24 protein-coding genes are annotated in these 20,110 nt (G+C 73.0%); 11 read left to right on the forward strand and 13 right to left on the reverse strand.

Annotated features, from left to right (window positions below):
- Window positions 1-3 precede the first annotated feature (3 nt).
- Both ACTVZO_RS02670 and ACTVZO_RS02675 read right to left on the reverse strand, forming a co-directional pair.
- Window positions 4-246, reverse strand: a complete 243-nt coding sequence (locus ACTVZO_RS02670) for a hypothetical protein (protein ID WP_443296771.1) — start codon at window positions 244-246, stop codon at window positions 4-6.
- A gap of 88 nt (window positions 247-334) precedes the next feature.
- Entirely contained in the window at window positions 335-766 is a 432-nt protein-coding gene (locus tag ACTVZO_RS02675) for a Fur family transcriptional regulator (protein ID WP_443296772.1), read from the reverse strand.
- A gap of 167 nt (window positions 767-933) precedes the next feature.
- Here ACTVZO_RS02675 and katG point away from each other — a divergent pair, with 167 nt between their 5' ends.
- Together katG and ACTVZO_RS02685 are read left to right on the forward strand one after the other, a co-directional pair.
- Window positions 934-3,123, forward strand: coding sequence for a catalase/peroxidase HPI (katG, locus tag ACTVZO_RS02680; protein ID WP_443296773.1), 2,190 nt, complete (start codon window positions 934-936; stop codon window positions 3,121-3,123).
- A 115-nt stretch (window positions 3,124-3,238) separates the two neighbouring features.
- The gene (locus tag ACTVZO_RS02685) at window positions 3,239-3,742 is read left to right on the forward strand and encodes a hemerythrin domain-containing protein (protein WP_443296774.1); all 504 of its coding nucleotides are present in this window, start codon (window positions 3,239-3,241) and stop codon (window positions 3,740-3,742) included.
- Window positions 3,743-3,791: 49 nt separating this feature from the next.
- Here the strand turns inward: ACTVZO_RS02685 and ACTVZO_RS02690 are convergent, their stop codons facing one another.
- Together ACTVZO_RS02690 and ACTVZO_RS02695 are read right to left on the reverse strand one after the other, a co-directional pair.
- A complete protein-coding gene (locus ACTVZO_RS02690; protein ID WP_443296775.1) occupies window positions 3,792-5,414 on the reverse strand; it encodes a phospholipase D family protein in 1,623 nt (540 codons plus the stop codon).
- Window positions 5,411-6,103, reverse strand: a complete 693-nt coding sequence (locus ACTVZO_RS02695) for an HAD family hydrolase (RefSeq protein WP_443303028.1) — start codon at window positions 6,101-6,103, stop codon at window positions 5,411-5,413. The genes ACTVZO_RS02690 and ACTVZO_RS02695 overlap by 4 nt, the downstream gene beginning before the upstream one ends.
- A gap of 241 nt (window positions 6,104-6,344) precedes the next feature.
- Here ACTVZO_RS02695 and ACTVZO_RS02700 point away from each other — a divergent pair, with 241 nt between their 5' ends.
- From ACTVZO_RS02700 to ACTVZO_RS02725, 6 genes are all read left to right on the forward strand, one after another.
- The gene (locus ACTVZO_RS02700; protein ID WP_443296776.1) at window positions 6,345-6,995 is read left to right on the forward strand and encodes a nucleotidyltransferase family protein; all 651 of its coding nucleotides are present in this window, start codon (window positions 6,345-6,347) and stop codon (window positions 6,993-6,995) included.
- Window positions 6,992-7,255: a hypothetical protein gene (locus tag ACTVZO_RS02705; RefSeq protein WP_443296777.1), complete on the forward strand. Its 264-nt coding sequence runs from the start codon at window positions 6,992-6,994 to the stop codon at window positions 7,253-7,255. The genes ACTVZO_RS02700 and ACTVZO_RS02705 overlap by 4 nt, the downstream gene beginning before the upstream one ends.
- Complete coding sequence (locus ACTVZO_RS02710; protein ID WP_443296778.1) at window positions 7,252-7,983, forward strand: metallophosphoesterase family protein; 732 nt, start codon at window positions 7,252-7,254, stop codon at window positions 7,981-7,983. Before ACTVZO_RS02705 ends, ACTVZO_RS02710 begins: the two co-directional genes overlap by 4 nt.
- A 70-nt stretch (window positions 7,984-8,053) precedes the next feature.
- Entirely contained in the window at window positions 8,054-8,590 is a 537-nt protein-coding gene (locus tag ACTVZO_RS02715) for a hypothetical protein (RefSeq protein ID WP_443296779.1), read from the forward strand.
- Between the two features lie 6 nt (window positions 8,591-8,596).
- Window positions 8,597-9,136, forward strand: a complete 540-nt coding sequence (locus ACTVZO_RS02720) for a hypothetical protein (protein WP_443296780.1) — start codon at window positions 8,597-8,599, stop codon at window positions 9,134-9,136.
- A 39-nt stretch (window positions 9,137-9,175) separates the two neighbouring features.
- The gene (locus ACTVZO_RS02725; protein ID WP_443296781.1) at window positions 9,176-9,547 is read left to right on the forward strand and encodes a low affinity iron permease family protein; all 372 of its coding nucleotides are present in this window, start codon (window positions 9,176-9,178) and stop codon (window positions 9,545-9,547) included.
- A gap of 42 nt (window positions 9,548-9,589) precedes the next feature.
- Here ACTVZO_RS02725 and ACTVZO_RS02730 read toward each other — a convergent pair whose 3' ends face one another.
- The 3 genes from ACTVZO_RS02730 to ACTVZO_RS02740 are packed head-to-tail and all read right to left on the reverse strand — an operon-like array spanning window position 9,590 to window position 11,520.
- Complete coding sequence (locus ACTVZO_RS02730; RefSeq protein WP_443296782.1) at window positions 9,590-10,012, reverse strand: CBS domain-containing protein; 423 nt, start codon at window positions 10,010-10,012, stop codon at window positions 9,590-9,592.
- Window positions 10,013-10,055: 43 nt separating this feature from the next.
- Window positions 10,056-11,342 carry a PP2C family protein-serine/threonine phosphatase gene (locus ACTVZO_RS02735; protein WP_443296783.1) on the reverse strand — a complete coding sequence of 429 codons (1,287 nt, stop codon included), beginning with the start codon at window positions 11,340-11,342 and terminating at the stop codon, window positions 10,056-10,058.
- Window positions 11,343-11,364: 22 nt separating this feature from the next.
- On the reverse strand, window positions 11,365-11,520 hold the full coding sequence (locus ACTVZO_RS02740) for a DUF6131 family protein (RefSeq protein WP_443296784.1): 156 nt from the start codon (window positions 11,518-11,520) through the stop codon (window positions 11,365-11,367).
- A 171-nt stretch (window positions 11,521-11,691) separates the two neighbouring features.
- On the opposite strand from ACTVZO_RS02740, the gene ACTVZO_RS02745 reads away from it, so the two are divergent.
- A complete protein-coding gene (locus ACTVZO_RS02745) occupies window positions 11,692-11,877 on the forward strand; it encodes a CsbD family protein (protein WP_443296785.1) in 186 nt (61 codons plus the stop codon).
- A 197-nt stretch (window positions 11,878-12,074) separates the two neighbouring features.
- Entirely contained in the window at window positions 12,075-12,806 is a 732-nt protein-coding gene (locus ACTVZO_RS02750; RefSeq protein WP_443296786.1) for a dioxygenase family protein, read from the forward strand.
- 29 nt (window positions 12,807-12,835) lie between these two features.
- On the opposite strand, the gene ACTVZO_RS02755 is transcribed toward ACTVZO_RS02750, so the two are convergent.
- On the reverse strand, window positions 12,836-13,483 hold the full coding sequence (locus ACTVZO_RS02755) for a DUF4232 domain-containing protein (protein WP_443296787.1): 648 nt from the start codon (window positions 13,481-13,483) through the stop codon (window positions 12,836-12,838).
- 154 nt (window positions 13,484-13,637) lie between these two features.
- Complete coding sequence (locus ACTVZO_RS02760) at window positions 13,638-13,823, reverse strand: hypothetical protein (RefSeq protein ID WP_443296788.1); 186 nt, start codon at window positions 13,821-13,823, stop codon at window positions 13,638-13,640.
- Window positions 13,824-13,973: 150 nt separating this feature from the next.
- Between ACTVZO_RS02760 and ACTVZO_RS02765 the strand changes: the two genes are divergently transcribed.
- On the forward strand, window positions 13,974-14,798 hold the full coding sequence (locus ACTVZO_RS02765) for a DUF817 domain-containing protein (RefSeq protein WP_443296789.1): 825 nt from the start codon (window positions 13,974-13,976) through the stop codon (window positions 14,796-14,798).
- Here the strand turns inward: ACTVZO_RS02765 and ACTVZO_RS02770 are convergent.
- From ACTVZO_RS02770 to ACTVZO_RS02785, 4 genes are all read right to left on the reverse strand, one after another.
- Window positions 14,782-15,864, reverse strand: coding sequence for a DUF5954 family protein (locus ACTVZO_RS02770; RefSeq protein WP_443296790.1), 1,083 nt, complete (start codon window positions 15,862-15,864; stop codon window positions 14,782-14,784). The genes ACTVZO_RS02765 and ACTVZO_RS02770 overlap by 17 nt on opposite strands.
- 165 nt (window positions 15,865-16,029) lie before the next feature.
- Complete coding sequence (locus tag ACTVZO_RS02775; protein WP_443296791.1) at window positions 16,030-16,542, reverse strand: hypothetical protein; 513 nt, start codon at window positions 16,540-16,542, stop codon at window positions 16,030-16,032.
- 69 nt (window positions 16,543-16,611) lie between these two features.
- The gene (locus tag ACTVZO_RS02780) at window positions 16,612-19,158 is read right to left on the reverse strand and encodes an ABC transporter permease (RefSeq protein WP_443296792.1); all 2,547 of its coding nucleotides are present in this window, start codon (window positions 19,156-19,158) and stop codon (window positions 16,612-16,614) included.
- 126 nt (window positions 19,159-19,284) lie between these two features.
- A complete protein-coding gene (locus tag ACTVZO_RS02785) occupies window positions 19,285-20,067 on the reverse strand; it encodes an ABC transporter ATP-binding protein (protein ID WP_443303029.1) in 783 nt (260 codons plus the stop codon).
- Between the last annotated feature and the right edge of the window lie 43 nt (window positions 20,068-20,110).

A 20,110-nucleotide genomic window follows, 5' to 3' on the forward strand; every position in this document is an offset into this window, starting at 1 on the left:
GGGTCAGTGCGTGTGTGCGCTCCAGCGGTACTTCCCGCCGCCGACCCACCGGACCTCGTCCGGGTCGTCGAGGTCGTGCACCGTGATGCCGTTGGCCGCCGCGGTCAGCAGCACGTCCGTCATGGACCGGGCGGTGCCGACGAACTCACCGTCGATCTCGACGATGCGGAACGGCGCGTCACCGGGGTTCACGGCGAGTACCGTGACCCGCGCCGCGGAGATGTAGGGACTCGCGCTTTCGGTCATGCGCAGCTCGCCTCCACTTCATGACCGGGGCACCGGGAAACGGCCCCGCACCGGCGATCCACAGGGCACCTGCCCGGTCAGGGGCGTCTCATTCACTCCGGGCCGCGCCGGCCGCGCAGGCCGGGCACAGTCCGCGGTAGGTGACCTCGACCCCGGAGACCGTGAAGCCGAACCGCTCCTCCGCCGCGAGGCCGGCCAGCGGATCTCCGGCCGGGTGCACGTCGCGGATGAGGCCGCAGGCCGAGCAGACCAGGTGCTGGTGCGGGTGGTGCGCGTTGGGGTCGTAGCGCTTGGCGCGGCCGTCGGTGGAGACCTCGAGGACCTCGCCGAGGGTGACCAGTTCGCCCAGGGTGTTGTAGACGGTCGCGCGGGAGATCTCGGGCAGCAGCCGGGCCGCCCGGGCGTGCACCTCGTCGGCCGTGAGGTGCACGTGTTCGCCGTCGAGGACCTCCGCGACGACACGCCGCTGGGAGGTCATGCGCCAGCGGCGCCCTCGCAGTCTCTCCAGCAGGTCACTCATGTTCGGCTCACAGTTCGGGCTCGGCGGGATGACCGAAGTCTACCGGCACGCCTTCGGCCGAGGCGGTCTGCGGTGCGCAACCATAACGGACGCCGACTTAGGACAGACAGCCTCAAAACGGAATGCAGCCAGCAGAGGGAAACCCCGAGACAGGAAGAAGGACGTACGTGTCCGGCAGCGAAAGCGAAAACCCAGCGATCCCCTCCCCGGCCCCGGCGGCGCCCCAGCCCAGGACGAACCGGGACTGGTGGCCGAACCAGCTGGACCTCCAGGTTCTCCACCAGCATTCGGACCAGGCCAACCCGATGGGCGGGGACTTCGACTATGCGGCGGAGTTCGCGGCCCTCGACGTCGACGCGCTGAAGCGGGACGTCTTCGAGGTGATGACGGCCTCGCAGGACTGGTGGCCCGCCGACTACGGCCACTACGGGCCGCTCTTCATCCGGATGAGCTGGCACGCCGCGGGAACGTACCGGATCGCCGACGGCCGGGGCGGTGGCGGCTCCGGCGCGCAGCGCTTCGCCCCCCTCAACAGCTGGCCCGACAACGCGAGCCTGGACAAGGCGCGCCGTCTGCTCTGGCCGGTCAAGCAGAAGTACGGCCGGAAGATCTCATGGGCCGACCTTCTGGTGTTCGCCGGCAACTGCGCCATGGAATCCATGGGTTTCAAGACCTTCGGATTCGGCTTCGGCCGGGAGGACATCTGGGAGCCGGAGGAGATCTTCTGGGGGCCGGAGGACACCTGGCTCGGCGATGAGCGTTACACGGGCGACCGGGAACTGACCGGTCCCTTCGGAGCCGTGCAGATGGGCCTGATCTACGTCAATCCGGAAGGCCCCAACGGAAACCCGGACCCGCTCTCCGCCGCCAGGGACATTCGCGAGACGTTCGCGCGCATGGCGATGAACGACGAGGAGACCGTCGCGCTGATCGTCGGCGGGCACACCTTCGGCAAGTGCCACGGCGCGGTCGATCCCGAGTACATCGGTCCGGAGCCCGAGGCCGGCCCGGTCGAGCAGCAGGGCCTCGGCTGGCACAACTCGTACGGCGCCGGCAGCGGTGTCGACGCGATCACGAGCGGTCTCGAGGGCGCGTGGACGACCGAGCCGACCAAGTGGGACAACGGGTTCCTGGACAACCTGTACCGCTACGACTGGGAGCTGACGAGGAGCCCGGCCGGTGCGCAGCAGTGGACCCCGAAGGACCCGTCGGCCCGGGGCACGGTGCCCGACGCCCACGACCCGTCGAAGCGGCACGCTCCGATCATGCTGACGACGGACCTCTCGCTGAAGCTGGATCCGGTCTACGGGCCCATCTCGAAGGGCTTCCACGAGAACCCGGCCAGGCTCGCGGAGGCGTTCGCCAAGGCCTGGTACAAGCTGCTGCACCGCGACATGGGGCCCCTCTCCCGCTACCTCGGACCGTGGATCCCGGAGCCGCAGCTGTGGCAGGACCCGGTCCCCGCGGTCGATCACGAGCTGGTGGGGGGCGCGGAGACCGCCGACCTCAAGGCCCGGATCCTCGCCTCGGGGCTGTCCCTGTCCCAGCTGGCCGGCACCGCGTGGGCGGCGGCGGCGAGTTTCCGCGGCACCGACAAGCGGGGCGGGGCCAACGGGGCCCGGATCCGTCTCGCGCCGCAGAAGGACTGGGCGGTCAACGCCTCGCCCGAGGTGGCCGAGACCGTGCGGACCCTCGACGGGATCCGGGAGGAGTTCAACGGATCGCAGAGCGGCGGGAAGAAGGTCTCGCTCGCCGACCTGATCGTCCTGGGCGGGTGCGCGGCCGTCGAGCGGGCCGCGAAGAACGCCGGGCACGACGTCACGGTCCCGTTCGCGCCGGGCCGCACGGACGCCTCGCAGGAGCAGACGGACGTGGAGTCGTTCTCCGTGCTGGAACCGCGGGCAGACGGTTTCCGCAACTACCTTCCGGCGGGTGAGAAGTTGTCGCCGGAGACGCTCCTGCTGGACCGCGCCAACATGCTGACGCTGACCGTGCCCGAGATGACGGTCCTCATCGGCGGCATGCGGGCCCTGAACACCGGATTCAAGCAGTCCCCGCACGGTGTCCTCACCCGCCGGCCGGAGGCACTGACCAACGACTTCTTCGTCAACCTGCTCGACATGGGCACGGAGTGGAAGGCGTCGGCCTCGGCCGAGAACGTGTTCGAGGGCCTGGAGCCCGCCTCGGGCCAGCTCAAGTGGACCGCCACCGCGGTCGACCTCGTCTTCGGTTCGAACTCCCAGCTCCGGGCCGTCTCGGAGGTCTACGCGTCCCAGGACGCGGGAGAGAAGTTCGTGGCGGATTTCGTGGCGGCGTGGGACAAGGTCATGACCCTGGACCGGTTCGACCTCGTCTGAGTCCGGCGTCCCGGCCGGCTGCCACCGGCCGGCCGGGGCCGGCGGCGTCGCATGAACGGGCGGAGCGGGGGCAGCCGCCCCGTAGGCCGGAACCCCGGCAGAGGAGGCGAAGGGTATGGCAGGCGCGGCGAAGGAACAGGACGTCGTCGAGGTGATCCTCAAGGACCACCGCACCATGGAGGAGCTGTTCCGCCGCATGCGGAGCATCGAGGCGGACCGCGCGGGAGCACGGGAGAAGTTCGCGGCCCTGCTCATCGCGCACGGAGAGGCGGAGGAGAACGAGGTCTACGGAGCGCTCAAGCGCTTCAAGGACGTCGACAACGAGGAAGTGGAGCACGGCGAGGAGGAGCACGCCGAGGGCAACGAGGCGCTGCTGGCGCTGCTGGAAGTGGACGACGTCGGCTCCGACGAGTGGGACTCGCGGCTGGAGGATCTGGTCAAGGCGGTCTCCCACCACCTGGACGAGGAGGAGCGGACGATCCTCAACGGGGCCCGGGAAGGCGTCCCCGACGAGCGTCGGGCCGAGCTGGGCGCGGCCTTCCTGCGGGAGCGCGAGAAACAGCTCGCGTCGGGCTGCGGCAGCATCGAGAACGTGCGCAGGATCGTGGGGAAGGGCTGACGGCTGACCGGCGGCCCGGGACTCCCGGCGGCGGCTTCTGGAGGCGCCTTCAGAACGCGTTGCGGCGCCGCAGTCCCATCGGGCGGCCGTCCGGGTCGACCAGGACGTGGTGCAGCGGGGTCGCGAGCAGCCTCTTCGGCGTGGGCAGGTCCGGTGGGACGTACCGGCGCAGCCGGCCGGGCGGGCGCGGCCCGCGGCCGCCGTCCTCGTGCCAGGCGTCCAGGGCGGCGGCGGTCTCCGCGAACCGGTCGAACGCGCTCACCGGGTCGCACAGGGGGTCCCGTGCCCGCCGGTCCGCGCGGTCCGGGGCTTCCGCGTCCAGGTGCTCGCGCATGAGCTCCAGGCGCAGTTCGCGGGCGAAGACGCGGGCGCCGTCGCCGAGCCCGCCCGGGTCGGCCGGCTCGCGGGGGTCGCGGCTCTGGTCGAGCACGGCGCAGCTGAGTTCCGAATCGTGGGTCCACGAGCGGAGGTTGATGTTGTCGGAGCCCACGGAGGCCCACACGTCGTCGATGACGCACACCTTGGCGTGCACGTAGACGGGGGTTCCTGCACGGTTCTCCAGGCCGTACACCGCGACGCGGTCGCCGCCGGCGCGGCGCAGTTCGTCCAGGGCGGTGATCCGCCCGATCAGGTTCATCGGCAGGGTGAGCCGGCCGTCCTGCTCGGGGACCAGCGGGATGACCCCGATCAGCCGCAGCCGCCGGTTCACGCTCAGCGCCTGCGCGAAGGACTCGACCACCCGCGGGGACCACAGGTACTGGTCTTCGAGGTAGACCAGGGCGCGGGCCCGCCGCAGTGCTTTGAGGTAGCCCCGCGCGATGCTGCGCTCGCCGTCGGGTGCGAACGGGTATCCGTGGAGCAGGCGGTTCGGATACGTGCGCAGCACCTGCACGGTGTGCGGGCCGCGGGGCCGGGGATCGGCGGCCTGCGGGGGCAGGGGGTCCGCGCTGGTGTCCTCGCGGTGCAGGAGCTCCTGGAGGCGGACGAGGGGGCTGCGGCCGAGCGGCGCCGGGTCCTGCCAGCGTTCGCGGAAGACGGTTTCGACGTCGCCGACGGCCGGTCCCCGCAGCGCGAGCTGGACGTCGTGCCACGGCGGGTGCGGGCCGTACGCGGCGGCCATGGGCAGCGACTGGCGGTCTCCCCGGTGGGTGGCGTCGTCGTTGCGGTTGTGGCAGAGGTCGATGCCGCCGACGTACGCGACGTCCAGCTCCGGGCGGCCCGGGTGGCGCAGGACGACCAGCTTCTGGTGATGTGACCCGCCGGGCCGCACCCGCAGGTCGAGCAGGCATTCGCCGCCGGCTTCGGCGATCTCCTCGCCGAGGTGGCGGTTCTCCTGTTCGCTGAAGCGGAGGCCGTCCAGGTGCGAACGCCACAGCAGCCCCTTGACGACGACACCGCGCTCCGCCGCCCGGCTCAGGACGGTGCCGATCTCGGTACCGGGCCCGGCGAGCCGCTCGTCGGGGTCGCCTCGCCAGTCGGTGAACAGCAGCAGGTCGCCCGCGCGCATCGCGCGGATCCGGGCCAGGAGCTCGGCGAAGTACGCGGCGCCGTGGACCAGGGCACGTGCGCGGTTCCCCCCGGTCCAGGCCGAGCCGTCCGGGTGGCGCTCGTCGAGGCGCGTCGCGGGGTTGCCCCGTTCACCCGCGGTGAGCAGCCAGTCCGCGCGCGTCACGGTGTCGTCCTCGGGGCCGGCGGGCCCGGTGGGTCCGCGAACGGGCTGTGGTCGAGCCCGGCCAGCAGGTCGGCCGGGTGGCGGTACACCGCACGGGCCCCCGCCTCTTCGAGGTCGTGGCGGGGGATCCCGCCGCTCAGCAGGCCGACGCAGGTGACCCCGGCGCGGCTGGCGGCCTCCATGTCCCACACGGTGTCGCCGACGAAGACGGCCTCGTGCCGCGCCGCGTCGGCGAAGCCGAGGCCGCGGATCACCGGTTCCGGAGCCGGTTTCCCCTCGTTGACGTCGTCGGCGCTGGTGGCGGCGGTGATGACGTCGTCGGCGTCGATGGCCTTCCTCAGCGCGGCGAGCTCGGCGCCGCTCGCGGAAGTGACCAGGACGACCCGCCAGCCCCGGCGGTCGAGCGCGCGCAGCAGTGCGGCGGCGGAGTCGAGGCCGGGCAACCGGTCGAAGTAGGTGCCGTAGAGGGTGTCGTGCGCCGCGCCGAGCGCGTCGTCCCCGCCCGGGTCCCGGTCGTCGCCGAGCAGCCGGGCGAGCAGGTCCCCGCCCGGAAGGCCGATCGCCCGGTGTATGTCGTGCGTCGCCACCCGGTGGCCCGCCTGCCGCAGCGCCTCCCACCAGCAGGCGACGTGCAGGTGGTTGGTGTCGGCGAGGGTGCCGTCGACGTCGAACAGCGCGGCGCGGTTCATCTCCGCCTCCAGGGTGTCGTCCGCGGCCCGGCTCACAGGGGAACCTTGGTCCGCGGGCGGGCTCACGCCCGGCGTCTACCCGCCGGACCCGCGCCCACTCCCCCGCCGCGCCGACGGGGTTTCGGAGCGTACGAAACGGTTAGGCGCCTGCCATGACGGCCGGGCCCCGGTCGAGCCCGGCAGGGCCCCCGGCCCGTCCCGGGCGCGCACGGCGTGCCCGCCGTGAGTGAGCGAGGCCCCGATGACCAGTCATCCTCCCGCCCCGGGGGGTCTGCCTCCCCCGGAGAGCCTCAGCCCGCCGGCCCTGTCCGGCGGCCGGCTGCCGAAGGACCACACGCAGGCGATCCTGGAGGTCACCAAGCACGTGGCGGCGCTGCTCAAGCAGTCCGGGCAGCCCTTCGCCCTGGCCGGCAGCGTGGCCGCGTACGCGCACGGGGTGCCGGCCCGCTTCCAGCACGACACCGACTTCTGCGTGCGGCACGAGGACGCCGACGCGGTGATCCAGGCGCTGGAGGCCGGCGGGATATCCCTGCGCAGGGCGCCGGAGGACTGGCTGGTCAAGGGCAGCTCGGGCGGGGAGGACATCGATCTGATCTTCGAGCTCGCCCGGAAGCCGGTCAGCACCGAGCTCCTCGACCGGGCGGCCGTGAAGTCGGTGGACTCCGTGTGGATGCCGGTGCTCTCCCCGACCGACCTCATGGACAGCCGCCTGGCCGCGCTGTGCGAGCACTACTGCGACTTCGGCGACCTGCTGCCCATGGCCCGGATGCTGAGGGAGCAGATCGACTGGGACCGGCTCGACCGGACCCACCGGGCCGACCCCCTGCCCGACGCCTTCCTGTACCTCCTGGAACGGCTGCGCGTCATCGACTCCCGGGAGGCGGCGCCATGACCTCGCCCGACAGCGTCGAGTACATCGAGTACCGCGTGGAGCGCCTTCGCGGCCGCCTGGCGCGGGAGGACGTCTCCGAGCTCGGCGTACGCGTAGAAGTGCGCGGGGCCGGGGCGTTGGTCAGGGGGCACGTCTCGGGGGCGGACACCCGGGCGGCCGTCCTGCGCATCGCGGCGCAGGAACTGGCGGGCGTGGACTGGCAGGAGGATCTCACCGTGAACCGTGCGGGGCCTCCCGACCATGCCGAGGAGCTGTCGTGATCCGCGTCGCGGCCGTGGGCGACATCCACCTCGGTCCCGGCAGCGCGGGCATGCTGCGCCCGGCCTTCGACACGCTCGGCGACTGCGCGGACCTGCTGCTGCTGGCCGGGGACCTGACCCGGCACGGCACGCCGGAGGAGGGGCGGGTGGTGGCCCGCGAGGTGTCCGGGCTGCCGCTGCCCGTGGTCGCCGTCCTCGGCAACCACGACTACCAGAGCGATCAACAGGACCTCGTCGTCCGGGAGCTGGCCGCGGAGGGCGTCCACGTCCTGGAGGGCGAGGGCGTGGTCCTCGACATCGGCGGTACGAGGGTCGGTGTCGCGGGGACCAAGGGGTTCTGCGGAGGCTTCGCGGGGCGCAGCGCGAGCGAGTTCGGCGAACCGGAGATGAAGGCCTTCGTCCGCTACACCCGGACCTGCGCGGAGGGGCTCGGCCGGGCATTGCGGGAGCTGAGCGCCGACGGCAGTGTGCTGCGGATCGCGCTGACGCACTTCTCGCCGGTGCCGGACACGCTCGCGGGCGAGCCGCTGGAGATCTATCCGTTCCTCGGGAGCTACCTCCTGGCCGAGGCCGTGGACGAGGCGGGCGCCGACCTCGCCGTCCACGGGCACGCCCACCTCGGCACGGAACACGGCATGACGGCGGGCGGGGTGCGGGTCCGCAACGTCGCCATGCCCGTGATCGACCGCGCCTTCGCCCTCTACCACCTGACGGTGCCGCCGGTTTGAGCGGGCCGGATGAGGGCAGGCGCGGAGGCGTCGAACACCGGAACAACGGAGACGGCCTGCGGAGGATTCCATGTCCACCAGCACACTTCTCGCCGTCCTGATCCCGGTCGTCGTCGTACTGGTCCTCGCCGGCATCGCCGCGTGGATGTACCAGCGGCGGCGCCGGCTGCAGGAGCGGTTCGGTCCGGAATACGAGCGGACCGTGGAACACACCGGCAGCAAGCACGCTGCCGACGCCGAGCTGCGGGACCGCGAGGCCCGGCACGACAACCTCGACATCAGGGAACTCCCCGCGGCGGAGCGGCACCGCTACGCCGACGCGTGGACCAGCGTCCAGCAGCGCTTCGTCGACCGGCCGGAAGGCGCGGTCGCGCAGGCGGACGAGCTGGTCACCCGCCTGATGCGGGACCGCGGCTACCCCACCGAGGGATACGAGCAGCAGGTGCGCGAACTGTCCGTCGAACACGGGCGGACCCTGGAGCACTACCGCGCAGCGCACGAGGTCAACATCCGCAGCAGCAGCGGGCAGGCAACCACGGAGGAGTTGCGCGGTGCCATGGTGCACTACCGCGCGCTCTTCGACGAACTGGTCGGGACGACGAGGTGACCCGAAATGCAGAGGGACGACGAACAGCGGAGCGACGAGCAGCGCTTGACCACGGAACAGCTGGCCCACCCCGGGGGCGGCGGGCAACCGCCGCTGTACCCGGGTGAGGCGACCGCCGGCGACGTGCGGGAGGAGGACCGCGACGAGATGCGGCGAGAGGCGGACGTCACCGACGCGGAGGAGACCGCGTACGGGGAGACCGCGTACGGGGAGACCGCGTACGGGGAGGGCACGGCCGGGGAGCGGTCCGCGTCAGTCCCTGCGGAGACGGCGGCGGACGAATCGCTGCTCCCGGCGCAGGAGGCCGAGGGGTACCAGAAGACCTGGGGCGAGATCCAGGCCCGGTTCGTGGACGACCCGCAGGGTGCGGTGCGCGACGCCGACGGCCTGGTCGCCGAGGTCATGCAGACCCTCGCCGCGACCTTCTCCGACCACAAGAGGGACCTGGAGAGCCAGTGGCAGCAGGGCGAACAGGTGGCCACCGAGGACCTGCGGCTGGCCCTGCAACGCTACCGGTCCTTCTTCGGCCGGCTGCTGCGGACCTGACATGAGGTTCGGCGGGCCGCCACGGGGCAGGCGCCGGGCATGACGTTCGAGCATCCGGCGAAGAAGGGCGGACCAGGGCGACTCGGCCGCTTCGAGAAGCTGGCCGAGCTCGCCTCCAACTTCACGAGCTCCGCGCTCTTCTCCTTCCTGTGTCTCCTGTTGGTGGCGGGATTCCTCACCGTGCACCTGCTCCACCTGCCGACGACCTGGCAGCTCCTGGCCGGGGACGCCATGGCAGCGGTGTCCCTGCTGCTGCTCGCCCTGCTGAAGAACTCGGAGCGCCGGGCCGAGCACGCGATCCAGCGCAAGCTGGACGCCATCGCCGCCGCCCTCCTGGAACAGCAGGAGGGCGGCCGGGGCAAGGCGCAGCGGGACCTGGAGAAGGCCATCGGGATCGAGGAGCAGGAGTAGGCGAGGAGGAAGAGGCGAGGGGCGGGAATGGCCGGGAACGGTTCAGCTGTCGGGTTCGGCGGCCGCGATGGCCGCGAGGGCCGACCCCGGGTCCCGTTCCACCGTGAGATCGCCCAGGGTGACGACGCCGACGAGCTCCCCGTCCGCCGTCTGGACGGGGAGCCGTCGCAGTGCGTGCCGGCGCATGAGGTCCATGGCCTGGTCGACGCCGTCGTCGGGCCTGACGGTGACCGGTCCCGTGCTGCAGATCGCGTACACGGTCGTGTCGGCGGGGTCCCGGTTCTCGGCCATGCCGCGAATGACCAGGTCCCGGTCGGTCACGATGCCGCGCAGCCGGCCCTCGTCGACGATGAGGACGTCCCCGATGGAGGCGTCCCGCATCACCCGTGCGGCTTCTGCCAGCGACGTCAGTCTTTCGACGGTCACCGGATTCTCGGTCATCACCTCGTGGACGCGTCGGGTCATGGCTCCTCCCGCTGCTGGAAGCGAAGCGGTTCCTGCCGGGCGCCTACCCGCCCCGCCGCTCGGTAAGCGCCTGCTCGGAAGGGGGGTGCCATTCCGCGAGGAGGATCGTCGCGTCGTCCTTGAGGTGGCCGTGGTGGTGGTCGAGGATGGCCCGCACCAGGCGGCGCAGGGCTTCGGGGGCGGCCTCTCCGGCGGCGGTGGCCCGTACGACCGTGTCGATCAGGCGTTCTTCGCCGAACTGCTCGCCGGTCTCCGAGCGGGCTTCGGTGACGCCGTCGGTGTGGATCAGGATCCGGTCGCCGGGCTCCAGCTGGGCGTGGTGGACGGTGCTCCGTACGCGCGGGGCGTGGCGGGGGCTGATGCCGAGCGGGAGCTGCACCTCGCGGTGGAGCGCGTCGGCCACGACGTGGTGGCCGCGGATGAGGAGCGGTACGGGGTGGCCGCAGTTGACCCAGGCGAGGCCGCCCGTCTGCGTGTCGAGGTCGGCGAAGACTCCGGTGAGCAGCCGGTCGGGCAGCCACTGGCGCAGGGCGTCGTCCACCGTCGCGGTGATGTCGGTGAGGTCGCCCCCGGCGCGCCGGGCGGACCGGCAGCCCGCCAGCGCCACCGCCGCGCACAGCCCCGAGGCCAGATCGTGCCCCATGGCGTCGAGGACCGTCATGTGCAGGGTGTCGGCGGTGAGGCCGTGGTCGAAGGCGTCGCCGCCGATCTCGTACGCGGGCTCCAGTACCGCGCTGGAGGTGACGTCGTGCGTGCCGATGGTCCGCGGCGGCATGAAGGCCCAGGCCATCTCGGCCTGGAGGCTCATGGGTTGCGTGCGGACGGTGTGCAGGATGGTGTCGCCGAACCCGGCCTTCGACATGACGATCTTCGCGACCAGCGCCGCGAGCGCCCGGCACTGGTCGAGTCTGGCGGCGTCCAGCGACGGGGCGGTCAGCCGCAGTACGCCGATCCGCTCCACGCCGTCCACGAGCGGGATCCACATCACCAGCTCGGGCCCGGACGTCAGTTGTGTGGCTCCGGTCCGGTACGCCCAGCCGGCGAGGGTGCCGTCCACCGGGAGGCACTCCCCTCCGGCACGGGCGGCCGGCCCGCGCGCGCCGGGGGCCGCCGGCCGGCCTGCGGCGTGCCCTTGCGCCCGTGCTTCTGCCCGCCCTTCGGCGAGGGGGGTGAGCGTTCCCTGCTGGAGGTCCGCGAGGAAGATCACCGCGTCGAGCAGCCCCAGCTCCCGGACGGCGTCCTGCACCACCTCGGGCAGCTCACCGGGGGCGGCTCGCTGGGACACCTCCAGGAGCGGACCCAGCGGGTTCGCGGCTTCCACACCCTCCACGACGGGTCACCCGTCGGGGCCGTCACCAGTAGTGGCGTCGGCCGCCGACCGCGTGCCCGACCGAACCCAGGATCCACAGGACGGCGCCCACGACGACCAGGACGATGCCGATGGTCCACAGGATGCCGATGCCGGTCAGCCAACCGACGAGCAGCAAGATGATTCCAAGGACGAGCATGATGTCCCTCAATCCCGCGGAAGGCTGCGGAACGATTTGCCCCGCAGCAGGGCCGCAGACGGCGTCTACCCGCCTGCGCGGCCGTTATCGGCGGAAGTCCGGAAAGTTTGGGACGCCCGGAACCGGTTAGACGCTGCGAAGGACCGATTCCAAGCCGATGGGAGTGACATCGTGTCGGGCGAAGAGAAGATGCGGGCCAAGAAGGAACAGGCGACGGGCAAGGCCAAGGAAGCCGTGGGCCGTGCCGTCGGCAATGAACGCCTCACCGCCAAGGGACGCGCCGAGCAGGCCAAGGGCGACGCCCGCGGGGCCAAGGAGAAGATCAAGGACACGATCAAGGACACCATGGACAAGTAGCGCGGGCGAAGGCCGTCTCCGGACAGGTGTCCGGAGACGGCCTTCGTGCGGCGCGCCGTTCGGACAGGTCGTGCGCTTGCCCGACCGGGGGAACGCGGAGTGTCGGTGCCGGCCCGGAACCGCGCCGTCCGGCACGGTGGGGCCCAGTCCGGCCGTCCGCGCGCGACGGCGCCCAGGGCCACCTGTGAGGGGTTCGCATGGCCGAGAACGACGCCTCCCGCACCAGCCGCCGTGCCGTCCTGCTGGCCGCCGGATCGGCCGGGGCCGCCCTGCTGACCTCGGCCTGCGCCGGCCCGGCCGGCACCCGGGGAGCGGCCGGGCAGCCGTCGGCCCCGGCCTCCCCGCCCCGGCCGGCGGGCAGCAGCAGCAGCAGCAGCAGCAACAACAGCAGCCCATCCTGTGTCCTCACCACCGAAGCGGGGGCGGGCCCCTACTACCTGGACCTGGACCGGGTGCGGTCGGACATCACCGAGGGCCGGGGCGGGCTGCCGTTCCGGCTGGACCTGACGGTGGTGCGGGTCTCGGAGGGCTGCCGACCGGTCGAGGCCGCCGCCGTCGACGTGTGGCAGGCCGACGCCTCGGGCACCTACTCCACCGGCGGGGCCACCTTCCTGCGCGGCACGCAGGTCACCGACGCCGCCGGCCGGTGCGTGTTCCGGACGATCGTGCCCGGCTGGTACGCGGGGCTGGCCCCGCACATCCACTTCAAGGTGCGCCCGGACACCCGTACCGAGACGACCTCTCAGTTCTTCTTCCCCGAAGACCTCCTGCTGAAGGTGTACGCGGGCCAGCCCTACGCCCGCCGCTCGGCGCCCGAGCACCCCAACGGCCGGGACAGCCGCTACAACTCCACCGGGGCCACCATGACCCTGGCCCCCACGCCCGACGGCAACGGCTACCGCGCCGCGTACACCGTGGGAATCGCCTGACGGCAGGGTACTTGTGGACCGTGCCGTCGTCAGGAGGGCTTGGTCGGCGAGAAGGCCGTGACGGCCGCCTTGTCGTCGCACGCGGCGAACACGCCGTCGTCCATGGCGATCTGGTGCGAGCCCGCGCCGGGCACCCCGAGGACGAGCGTGGGGAAGGCGGCGGGCGTGGCGCCGGATGCGCAGTAGCCGTCGGCCTCGCCCTGGACGTTGACGAAGGTGAGCTTGGTCCAGGCGCGGCCGCCCGGGGCCAGGGACACGGTGGCGGCCGGGCCGCTGTGGGTGACGGTGAGCGGGTGGTTCTTGTCGGGCGAGCCCTGGCCGGCACCGGCGACCGTCGGGAATCCGCGGAGCGTGCACGGCTGCGTCGAGGTGTTGGTGACCGGGACGATGGCGGCCCCCGTCCCCGTGCCGGGCGGCCGGACCTCGGCCTGGTGGGCTTCGGAGACCTCGATCTGGTCGATCGTGCAGGCCTTCGGCCCACCACCCGTACCGCCTCCGGTCGCCGTGGGCGTGGCGGCCGGCGGCGGCCCCGTCGGCAGCGAGGCCACCGGCGGAGCCGACGGCTCGGCGATCGCGCCGTCGGCGCCGGCCGGTGTGCAGCCCGCCATCAGGGCGGAGACCGCCACCATCGCCACCAGCGCCGCCGCGGACCGGCCGACGGCTGTCGTGTACTGCATGGGCGCTCCCGAGGTTCACGACCGGTCCCGCACCGGCACTCGCTGCGGGACACAGCGTCGTGCCCCGCCCGGGTTCCCGGGAGCGCCACGCTGTGGCGGTTCCGTGACGCCACCATGACGTGCGCCCGCGCGTACGCCGGATGGGGCCTCGGTGTCAGTCGCCTCCGCCGCCACCCCCGCACGACGAGCCGCCGCACGACGACCCGCAGCCGCCACCGCCGCCGTCACCGCTCGACGACGATCCGCGCCGGCGCCCCCTCCGCGACTGCTGTCCCGCCCCGCGCACCGCGGCGATGAGCAGCACGAAGAAGACGATCCCCGCGATCACCAGGTACTCCATGTGTCCAGCCCCCCGTTCCGTTCCTTGTGTTCCGTCCTGCCGTGTGAGGGAGATGCCCGCCCCGGCCCGCGCGCCAATCCGGCTTTGAGCAACTCCAGAGCTTCGGCCCCGGGCAGAACCACCCGCACCCCCGCGGGCATCCTGAAGGACATGCCCGTCCCGAGATCCGCCCCCGTACACCGCGCGGCCCACGCCCTGCGCCAGCTGGTCCGTTTCGGCCTGCTCCAGGCCGCGGCCTGCGCGTTCGCCGTGACCCTGCTCGCCGGGGTGGGCGTGTCCGGACTGCTCCCCGAACTGCCCGTGGCCCGCTACGACCTGCTGTTCGGCTACGGGGTGCTGCTGAGCGTGGTCTTCCGCCTGACCGGCTGGGAGCGCGGCCGGGACCTCGTGGTGATCGCCGGCTGCCACCTGCTGGGCCTGGTCTTCGAGTACGTGAAGGTGGCCCTCGGCTCCTGGTCGTATCCGGAGGACGCGGTGCTGAAGTTCGGGGGTGTCCCCCTGTACGGGGGCTTCCTGTACGCGGCGGTCGGCAGCTACATCTGCGCCGTGTGGCGGCTGCTCAGGCTGGAGCTGACGGGCTACCGCCCGGCCGCGACCGCGGTGGCGGCCGGCGCGCTGTACGTGAACTTCATCAGCCACCACTGGCTGCCGGACCTGCGCTGGCCGCTGGCCGCCCTGCTCGTCGCGGTGACCGCCCCCGCCCGGGTGCACTACACGGTGGGCAAGCACTCCTACTGGATGCCGATGCCGCTGAGCTTCGTCCTGATCGGCTTCTTCCTCTGGCTGGCGGAGAACATCGCCACCTACGCCGGCGCCTGGCGGTATCCGTACCAACTGGACGGCTGGGAGCCGGTGTCGCTGCAGAAGTTCGGCGCATGGGCGCTGCTGGTCAGCGTGCTGTGCGTGCTCGGGGCCGCCGTCCACCACCGGACCCGGTCGCGCCGCGCCGGGCTCCGCGTCAGTCTTCGGGGATGACGTTGCCGTCCTCGTCGAGCGTGAGGTGGATGCGGGCGGGGTCCTGGCTGTTGACGTCGGAAGGCCGCGGCCCCTCGGGCCCGTCGGGGCCCCAGCGCAGCAGCCGACGGGTGCGGACGATCTGGTACACGCTGCCCTGGAACTCCAGCCGGTTGACGCGTCCGGCCCGGAGCGTGTCGGCGGCCTCGGCGTACGCGGCCAGCCGCGCGGCAGCTCGGTCGGCCGCGGCCGCGGTCTCGGCGCCGGGTGCCGTGTCGGCGCCGGGTGCGGCCGGGCCGTCCGCGGCGCGGGCACGGGTGCGGGCGTCGGTCTGCGGGGCGGCGTCTTCGGGGATCAGTCCGCGCATCCGCGGCCACATCCAGGTCAGCGCGAAGTCCAGCGACCTGCGGGCGGCGTGCGGCGACTCGTGCGGGCCGCTGACCGGCCTCCAGCCACCGTCGGTCTGCTCCGCCACCGTGAACGTCGCGGGAAGCACCAGCACGTCCGGGTGCGTGTCCAACGCCCGCCTCGAGTCCTCGCGCACGTCTTCGGGGAAGCGTTCGCCCGAGTAGCACAGTTCGCGCAGCGCCAGCTGTTCGGCGGCCTGGGTGGGGGTGACCGGCGCGTCCGGGTCGAGGACCAGGCCGTCGTCGATCTCCGGGCCCTTGGTGGCCCGGTCCCAGTCGGGTACGGGCGGCTCCGGATCGGTCGGGCGCGGCTGTTCGATGCCGCCGGGGCCGGAGGCGGCGTACTCCTCGGCGCGCACGACCCGGTACCGGGTCCCGGCCGCTTCGAGGTCGTCGACCCGCTCGGTCTCCAGCCGGGCCACCGCCGCCAGCAGCGCACGCCGCTCCGCCCGGTCCTGCGCCTCGTCCTTCGCGCGGAACCAGAGGCACGAGTTCAGCGAGTCCCGTGCCTGTTGCGGGCAGCCGGCCGTCACCGCGATCACCATCCGCCACCGCGGCCCGTCCGCGGGCCCCTGCTCGGCCACCCCGAACAGCGGGCCGCGCACGACCACATCGCCCGCCCGGCGCACGGCGTCGACCGCATCGGCCTCCATCGCGGCTTCCACCGGCTCGACCGGCACCCTTACCACCATCGGCCGCGATCCGCCCGGCCCCACTACCCCACGGTCCATGCCCTCATCTTGGCGACCGCGGTGCGAAGCCGTCCCGGATTCGCCGATTCGCCCGCCGGGCGGCGTCCGCGGGGATACGGTCCGGGAGGGGGCTCCCGCCTGCGGGAGCCCCCTCTACGGAAGCGCGTCGGTCACTGCGTCGACGACCATCATCCACATGGGCTGGCCGCCCGTACCGAAGGCCGAGGCGAGGGCGTAGCCGATGGCGGCGTCCGCCGGCCGGGTATCGGCCCCGTCCTTCCATTCGGCGATGACCGTCTCGCCCCCGTCGGAGGAGAAGTCACCCAGGTGCACGCCGTCCCGGGTGAGCCGGCTGCCGGGGACCGAGTCCGGGACCAGCCGGTAGTCCGCCCCGTCGTGGCGGACGTCCACCCGGTACGAGCGCCTGCTCAGCCGGCCCTTGCCCGGGTGCAACCCGGCTTCCCGGCCGTCGACCAGCATGCGGAGCCGGGCCGGGTCGCGCGTGCCGATGGCGATGTGCGGGTCCGCCTCCGCCTCCGGGTCACGCTCCAGGACGACGTGCGGGATCCCCTCCCCCGCCACCTCGATCCGGTTCTGGCCGTCCTGCCGGACGGTGATCCCGCCGAAGCGCGTGTCCTCGATGGGTGCTCGGTCTGCCTCGTTCACACGGCCCCTTCCCTCGGGGACCATTGAGCCACACCCGTCCGGCCGGGCGCCTGGCGGGGCGCGGCCGGGTCAGGTCTGCGCCGCCGTCGCGGCGGGGATGTCGACGCGGGCGGCCCTGCGGGCCGGCCACAGTGAGGCGAGCAGCGCGCCCGCCAGGGCGATGAGCACGCCCAGGGCGAGACGGCCCCAGGGCAGGACGAGCGTGTAGCCGACGACGTTCTCCTGGAGGGTGCGGCTGAGCGCCCAGCCCAGGAACACGCCCAGGGCCGTGCCCAAGGCCGCGCCGAGCCCGCCGAGGATCAGGGCCTCCAGGTGGATCATCCGGGTCACGGCCGTGCGGTCCACACCGAGGGCGCGCAGGGTGCCGATCTCCTTGCGGCGTTCCAGGACGGACATCGCGAGGGTGTTGGCGATGCCCAGCGCGGCGATCGCCAAGGCCATGCTGAGCAGGGCGTAGAACACGTTGAGCTGGTCGCCGATGGGGCCGCTGTCCCCGGCCCGGATCTCCGCCTCGTCGCGGACGGCCAGGACGGGGTTGTCGCCGAGGGCCCGGATGATGCTGCCGCGGGCGGCCGGGCCCGGTCCGCCGTCCGTGGCGACGAGGATCCCGTCGGTGTGCGGGGCGGTGTCGTATCGGGCGACGAGGGAGTCGGGGGCGGTGATGCTCGGCAGCAGGTTGCTCTGCTCGTCCGCCCGGTAGACGGCGCCGATGGTGACGCTGCCGTGCTGCCCGTCCCGGCGCTGGAGCGGGAGGGTCTGGCCGACGTGCCAGCCTGCCGCCTCGGCCTTGAATTCGGCCACGGCGATCCGGCCGTCGGCGAGGCTGTCGAGGGAACCCTCGATCACGTCGTAGCGCAGCAGCCGTCCGATGGTGGCGGGGTTGACGCCGGTGAGTACGGAGGAGGTGCCGGCCAGGCGGTATTCGGTGGACTGGTTGAGCGGGCTGACGGCCGCGCCGGGCAGCTTCTCCAGGGCCGCGGCGGTGGCGGGGGTCATCCGTACGGCGTTCTCAGCGGGCTTCACCAGGTAGTCGGCGGTGAAGTCGTGGGTGGTGGCGCGGTCGAGGTACTGGGTGGCGGAGGCGCCGAGGATGGACAGCCCCGAGGCGAGGGCGAGGGCGATGGCGAGCGCGGCGGCGGTGGCGCCGGTGCGGCGCGGGTCGCGCACGGTGTTGCGGGCGGCGAGGTTCCCGTACACCGGGCTGATGCGGGTCAGCAGCGGCCGGAGCAGTGCCACGAACGGCCGGGACAGCAGCGGGATCAGACCGATCACCCCGGCGAGGGCGAGGACCGCGCCGAGGCCGATGACCATCCGGGCGTCCCGTCCCGCGGTCAGGGCCCCGTACACCGTGGCGGCCGTGCCGGTGAGGACGAGCGCCGCGCCGAGGCCGGTCCGCAGGGAGCCGGCGCGCGCGGGAGGGGTGAGTTCGGCGGCGCTGAGCGCGGCGACGGGCGGGATGGACATGGCCCGGCGGATCGGAAGCCAGCCGGCGATCATGGGCAGGGCCGTGCCGACCAGCAGGGACGTGATCACGGTGCCCGGGGCGAGGACGAGCGGGGCGGCCGGGGTGTCGGCGGCGCCGAAGAGCGTCTGGAGCAGGGCCGCGACCCCGGTGCCGAGGACGAGGCCGGCCGCGGAGGCGGTCGCGCCGACCAGCAGGGTCTCCGTCAGCAGGATGCGCCGCACCTGCTTGCGCGTGGCGCCCACGGCGCGCATCAGGGCCAGTTCCCTGGTGCGCCGGGCGACGAGCATGGTGAAGGTGTTGGAGATGAGGAAGGTGGCGACGAACAGCGCGACCGCGGCGAAGCCCAGCAGGATCTGGCTCATCGTGTCGCTGTCGCTGGTGGCGAGGTTGACCTGGATCCGGGCGAGCTGGGCTCCGGTGGCCGCACTGGTGCCCTGGGGCAGCACCTCTTCGACACGGCTGAGGAGCTGCTGCGCGCCGGTGCCGGGAGCGGCCGTGAGCTCGACGTTCGCGTAGTGGCCGGGCTGGAGGAAGAGCCGCTGGGCGGTGGCGTCGGCGTACAGGGTCAGGCTGCCCTCGGAGGTGCGCGTGGTCCCGACGGTACGGAAGATTCCGCTGAGGGTGTACGAGGAGGCGCCCTGGTTCGTGCCGACGCGCACGGTGTCACCGATGCGGTAGCCGCCCTTCGCGGCGGTGGTCTCGTCGAGGGCGACCGCGTCGTCGGCGGTCGGTCCCGAGCCCTGGGTGAAACGGTAGGCGGGGTCCTTGCCGTCCGCTCCGGGGGCGAAGTTCCCGCCCCGGTGGGACGTGCCGTGGCCGAGCAGCCGGCCCTCGCGGTCGGCGACGGCGGCGAACCCGTCGACGCGGCCCGTGGCGGCGGCGACTCCGGAGACCTTGGCGAGGACGCCCACCGTGCCGGCGTCGATGCCGGCGGGCCCGGCGCCGGCACCGGCGGCGCGGGAGTTCTCTGGGGAGACGCTGACGGCGATGCGTTCATAGCCTTCGGTCACCCGGGCCGTTGCGGCGCGGCTGAGGCTGTCGCCGTAGACGAGGCTGCCGGAGATGAACGTGACGCCGAGCATGACCGCGAACGCGGTCATGAGCAGGCGGGCCTTGTGCGCGAGCACGTTGCGCAGGGCGGTACGGAACATGGGTGTGCGGTTCCTCGGAGGAGGCGGGCTCGGCTGGAGCGAGCCGGTGGCTGGGGGCTGATGGGGCCGGTCGGGGCCGGGGTGCCGGGGGTGCCGGGGGTGCCGGCGGTCAGCTGGGCGGGCGGGTCAGCTGGTGCGGGCCCGGGTGTCGAAGGCCTTCATCCGGTCCAGCACCCGGTCCGCGGCGGGCTGCGTCATCTCGTCGACCAGGCGGCCGTCGGAGAGGAAGACCACGCGGTCGGCGTACCCGGCGGCGACGGGGTCGTGGGTGACCATGACCACGGTCTGGCCCAGCTCCCGTACGGAGTCGCGCAGGAAGCCGAGGATCTCCGCTCCGGCGCGGGAGTCGAGGTTGCCGGTGGGCTCGTCGCCGAAGACGATCGCGGGGCGGGAGACCAGGGCGCGGGCCACCGCGACGCGCTGCTGCTGTCCGCCGGACAGCTGTCCGGGCCGGTGGCCGAGGCGCTGGGAGAGGCCGACCATGGAGACCACGTGGTCCAGCCACTGCCGGTCGGGCCGGCGTCCGGCGATGGTGAGCGGGAGGGTGATGTTCTCCAGCGCGGTCAGCGTCGGCAGCAGGTTGAACGCCTGGAAGACGAAGCCGATCCGGTCCCGGCGCAGCTGGGTCAGCTGCCGGTCGTCCAGCCCGCTCAGTTCGGTGGTGCCGATGCGTACGGATCCGGAGTCGGCCGAGTCGAGCCCGGCGGCGCAGTGCATGAGGGTGGACTTGCCGCAGCCCGAGGGACCCATGATCGCGGTGAACTCGCCTTCCCGGAAGTCGATGCTGACACGGTCCAGGGCGACGACGCGGGTGTCGCCGCTGCCGTAGGCCTTCGACAGGCCGACGGCGGCGGCCGCGATCCCGGACGACGCGTGCCGAGCGTGCGGGCCGAGCGGGTCGGCGGTCACAAGGGGGTCGACGGACACGGGGGACTCCTCTTCGGGTGCCAGT

Source organism: Streptomyces sp. IBSNAI002, from assembly GCF_052244475.1.
GTDB lineage: Bacteria > Actinomycetota > Actinomycetes > Streptomycetales > Streptomycetaceae > Streptomyces.

Excerpts from the sequence above, each read along its gene's own strand:
- ACTVZO_RS02670 (WP_443296771.1), bottom strand. The coding sequence starts at position 246 with ATGACCGAAAGCGCGAGTCCCTACATCTCCGCGGCGCGGGTCACGGTA.
- ACTVZO_RS02675 (WP_443296772.1), bottom strand. The coding sequence starts at position 766 with ATGAGTGACCTGCTGGAGAGACTGCGAGGGCGCCGCTGGCGCATGACC.
- ACTVZO_RS02685 (WP_443296774.1), top strand. The coding sequence starts at position 3,239 with ATGGCAGGCGCGGCGAAGGAACAGGACGTCGTCGAGGTGATCCTCAAG.
- ACTVZO_RS02695 (WP_443303028.1), bottom strand. The coding sequence starts at position 6,103 with ATGAACCGCGCCGCGCTGTTCGACGTCGACGGCACCCTCGCCGACACC.
- ACTVZO_RS02700 (WP_443296776.1), top strand. The coding sequence starts at position 6,345 with ATGACCAGTCATCCTCCCGCCCCGGGGGGTCTGCCTCCCCCGGAGAGC.
- ACTVZO_RS02705 (WP_443296777.1), top strand. The coding sequence starts at position 6,992 with ATGACCTCGCCCGACAGCGTCGAGTACATCGAGTACCGCGTGGAGCGC.
- ACTVZO_RS02715 (WP_443296779.1), top strand. The coding sequence starts at position 8,054 with ATGTCCACCAGCACACTTCTCGCCGTCCTGATCCCGGTCGTCGTCGTA.
- ACTVZO_RS02720 (WP_443296780.1), top strand. The coding sequence starts at position 8,597 with ATGCAGAGGGACGACGAACAGCGGAGCGACGAGCAGCGCTTGACCACG.
- ACTVZO_RS02725 (WP_443296781.1), top strand. The coding sequence starts at position 9,176 with ATGACGTTCGAGCATCCGGCGAAGAAGGGCGGACCAGGGCGACTCGGC.
- ACTVZO_RS02730 (WP_443296782.1), bottom strand. The coding sequence starts at position 10,012 with ATGACCCGACGCGTCCACGAGGTGATGACCGAGAATCCGGTGACCGTC.
- ACTVZO_RS02740 (WP_443296784.1), bottom strand. The coding sequence starts at position 11,520 with ATGCTCGTCCTTGGAATCATCTTGCTGCTCGTCGGTTGGCTGACCGGC.
- ACTVZO_RS02750 (WP_443296786.1), top strand. The coding sequence starts at position 12,075 with ATGGCCGAGAACGACGCCTCCCGCACCAGCCGCCGTGCCGTCCTGCTG.
- ACTVZO_RS02755 (WP_443296787.1), bottom strand. The coding sequence starts at position 13,483 with ATGCAGTACACGACAGCCGTCGGCCGGTCCGCGGCGGCGCTGGTGGCG.
- ACTVZO_RS02760 (WP_443296788.1), bottom strand. The coding sequence starts at position 13,823 with ATGGAGTACCTGGTGATCGCGGGGATCGTCTTCTTCGTGCTGCTCATC.
- ACTVZO_RS02765 (WP_443296789.1), top strand. The coding sequence starts at position 13,974 with ATGCCCGTCCCGAGATCCGCCCCCGTACACCGCGCGGCCCACGCCCTG.
- ACTVZO_RS02780 (WP_443296792.1), bottom strand. The coding sequence starts at position 19,158 with ATGTTCCGTACCGCCCTGCGCAACGTGCTCGCGCACAAGGCCCGCCTG.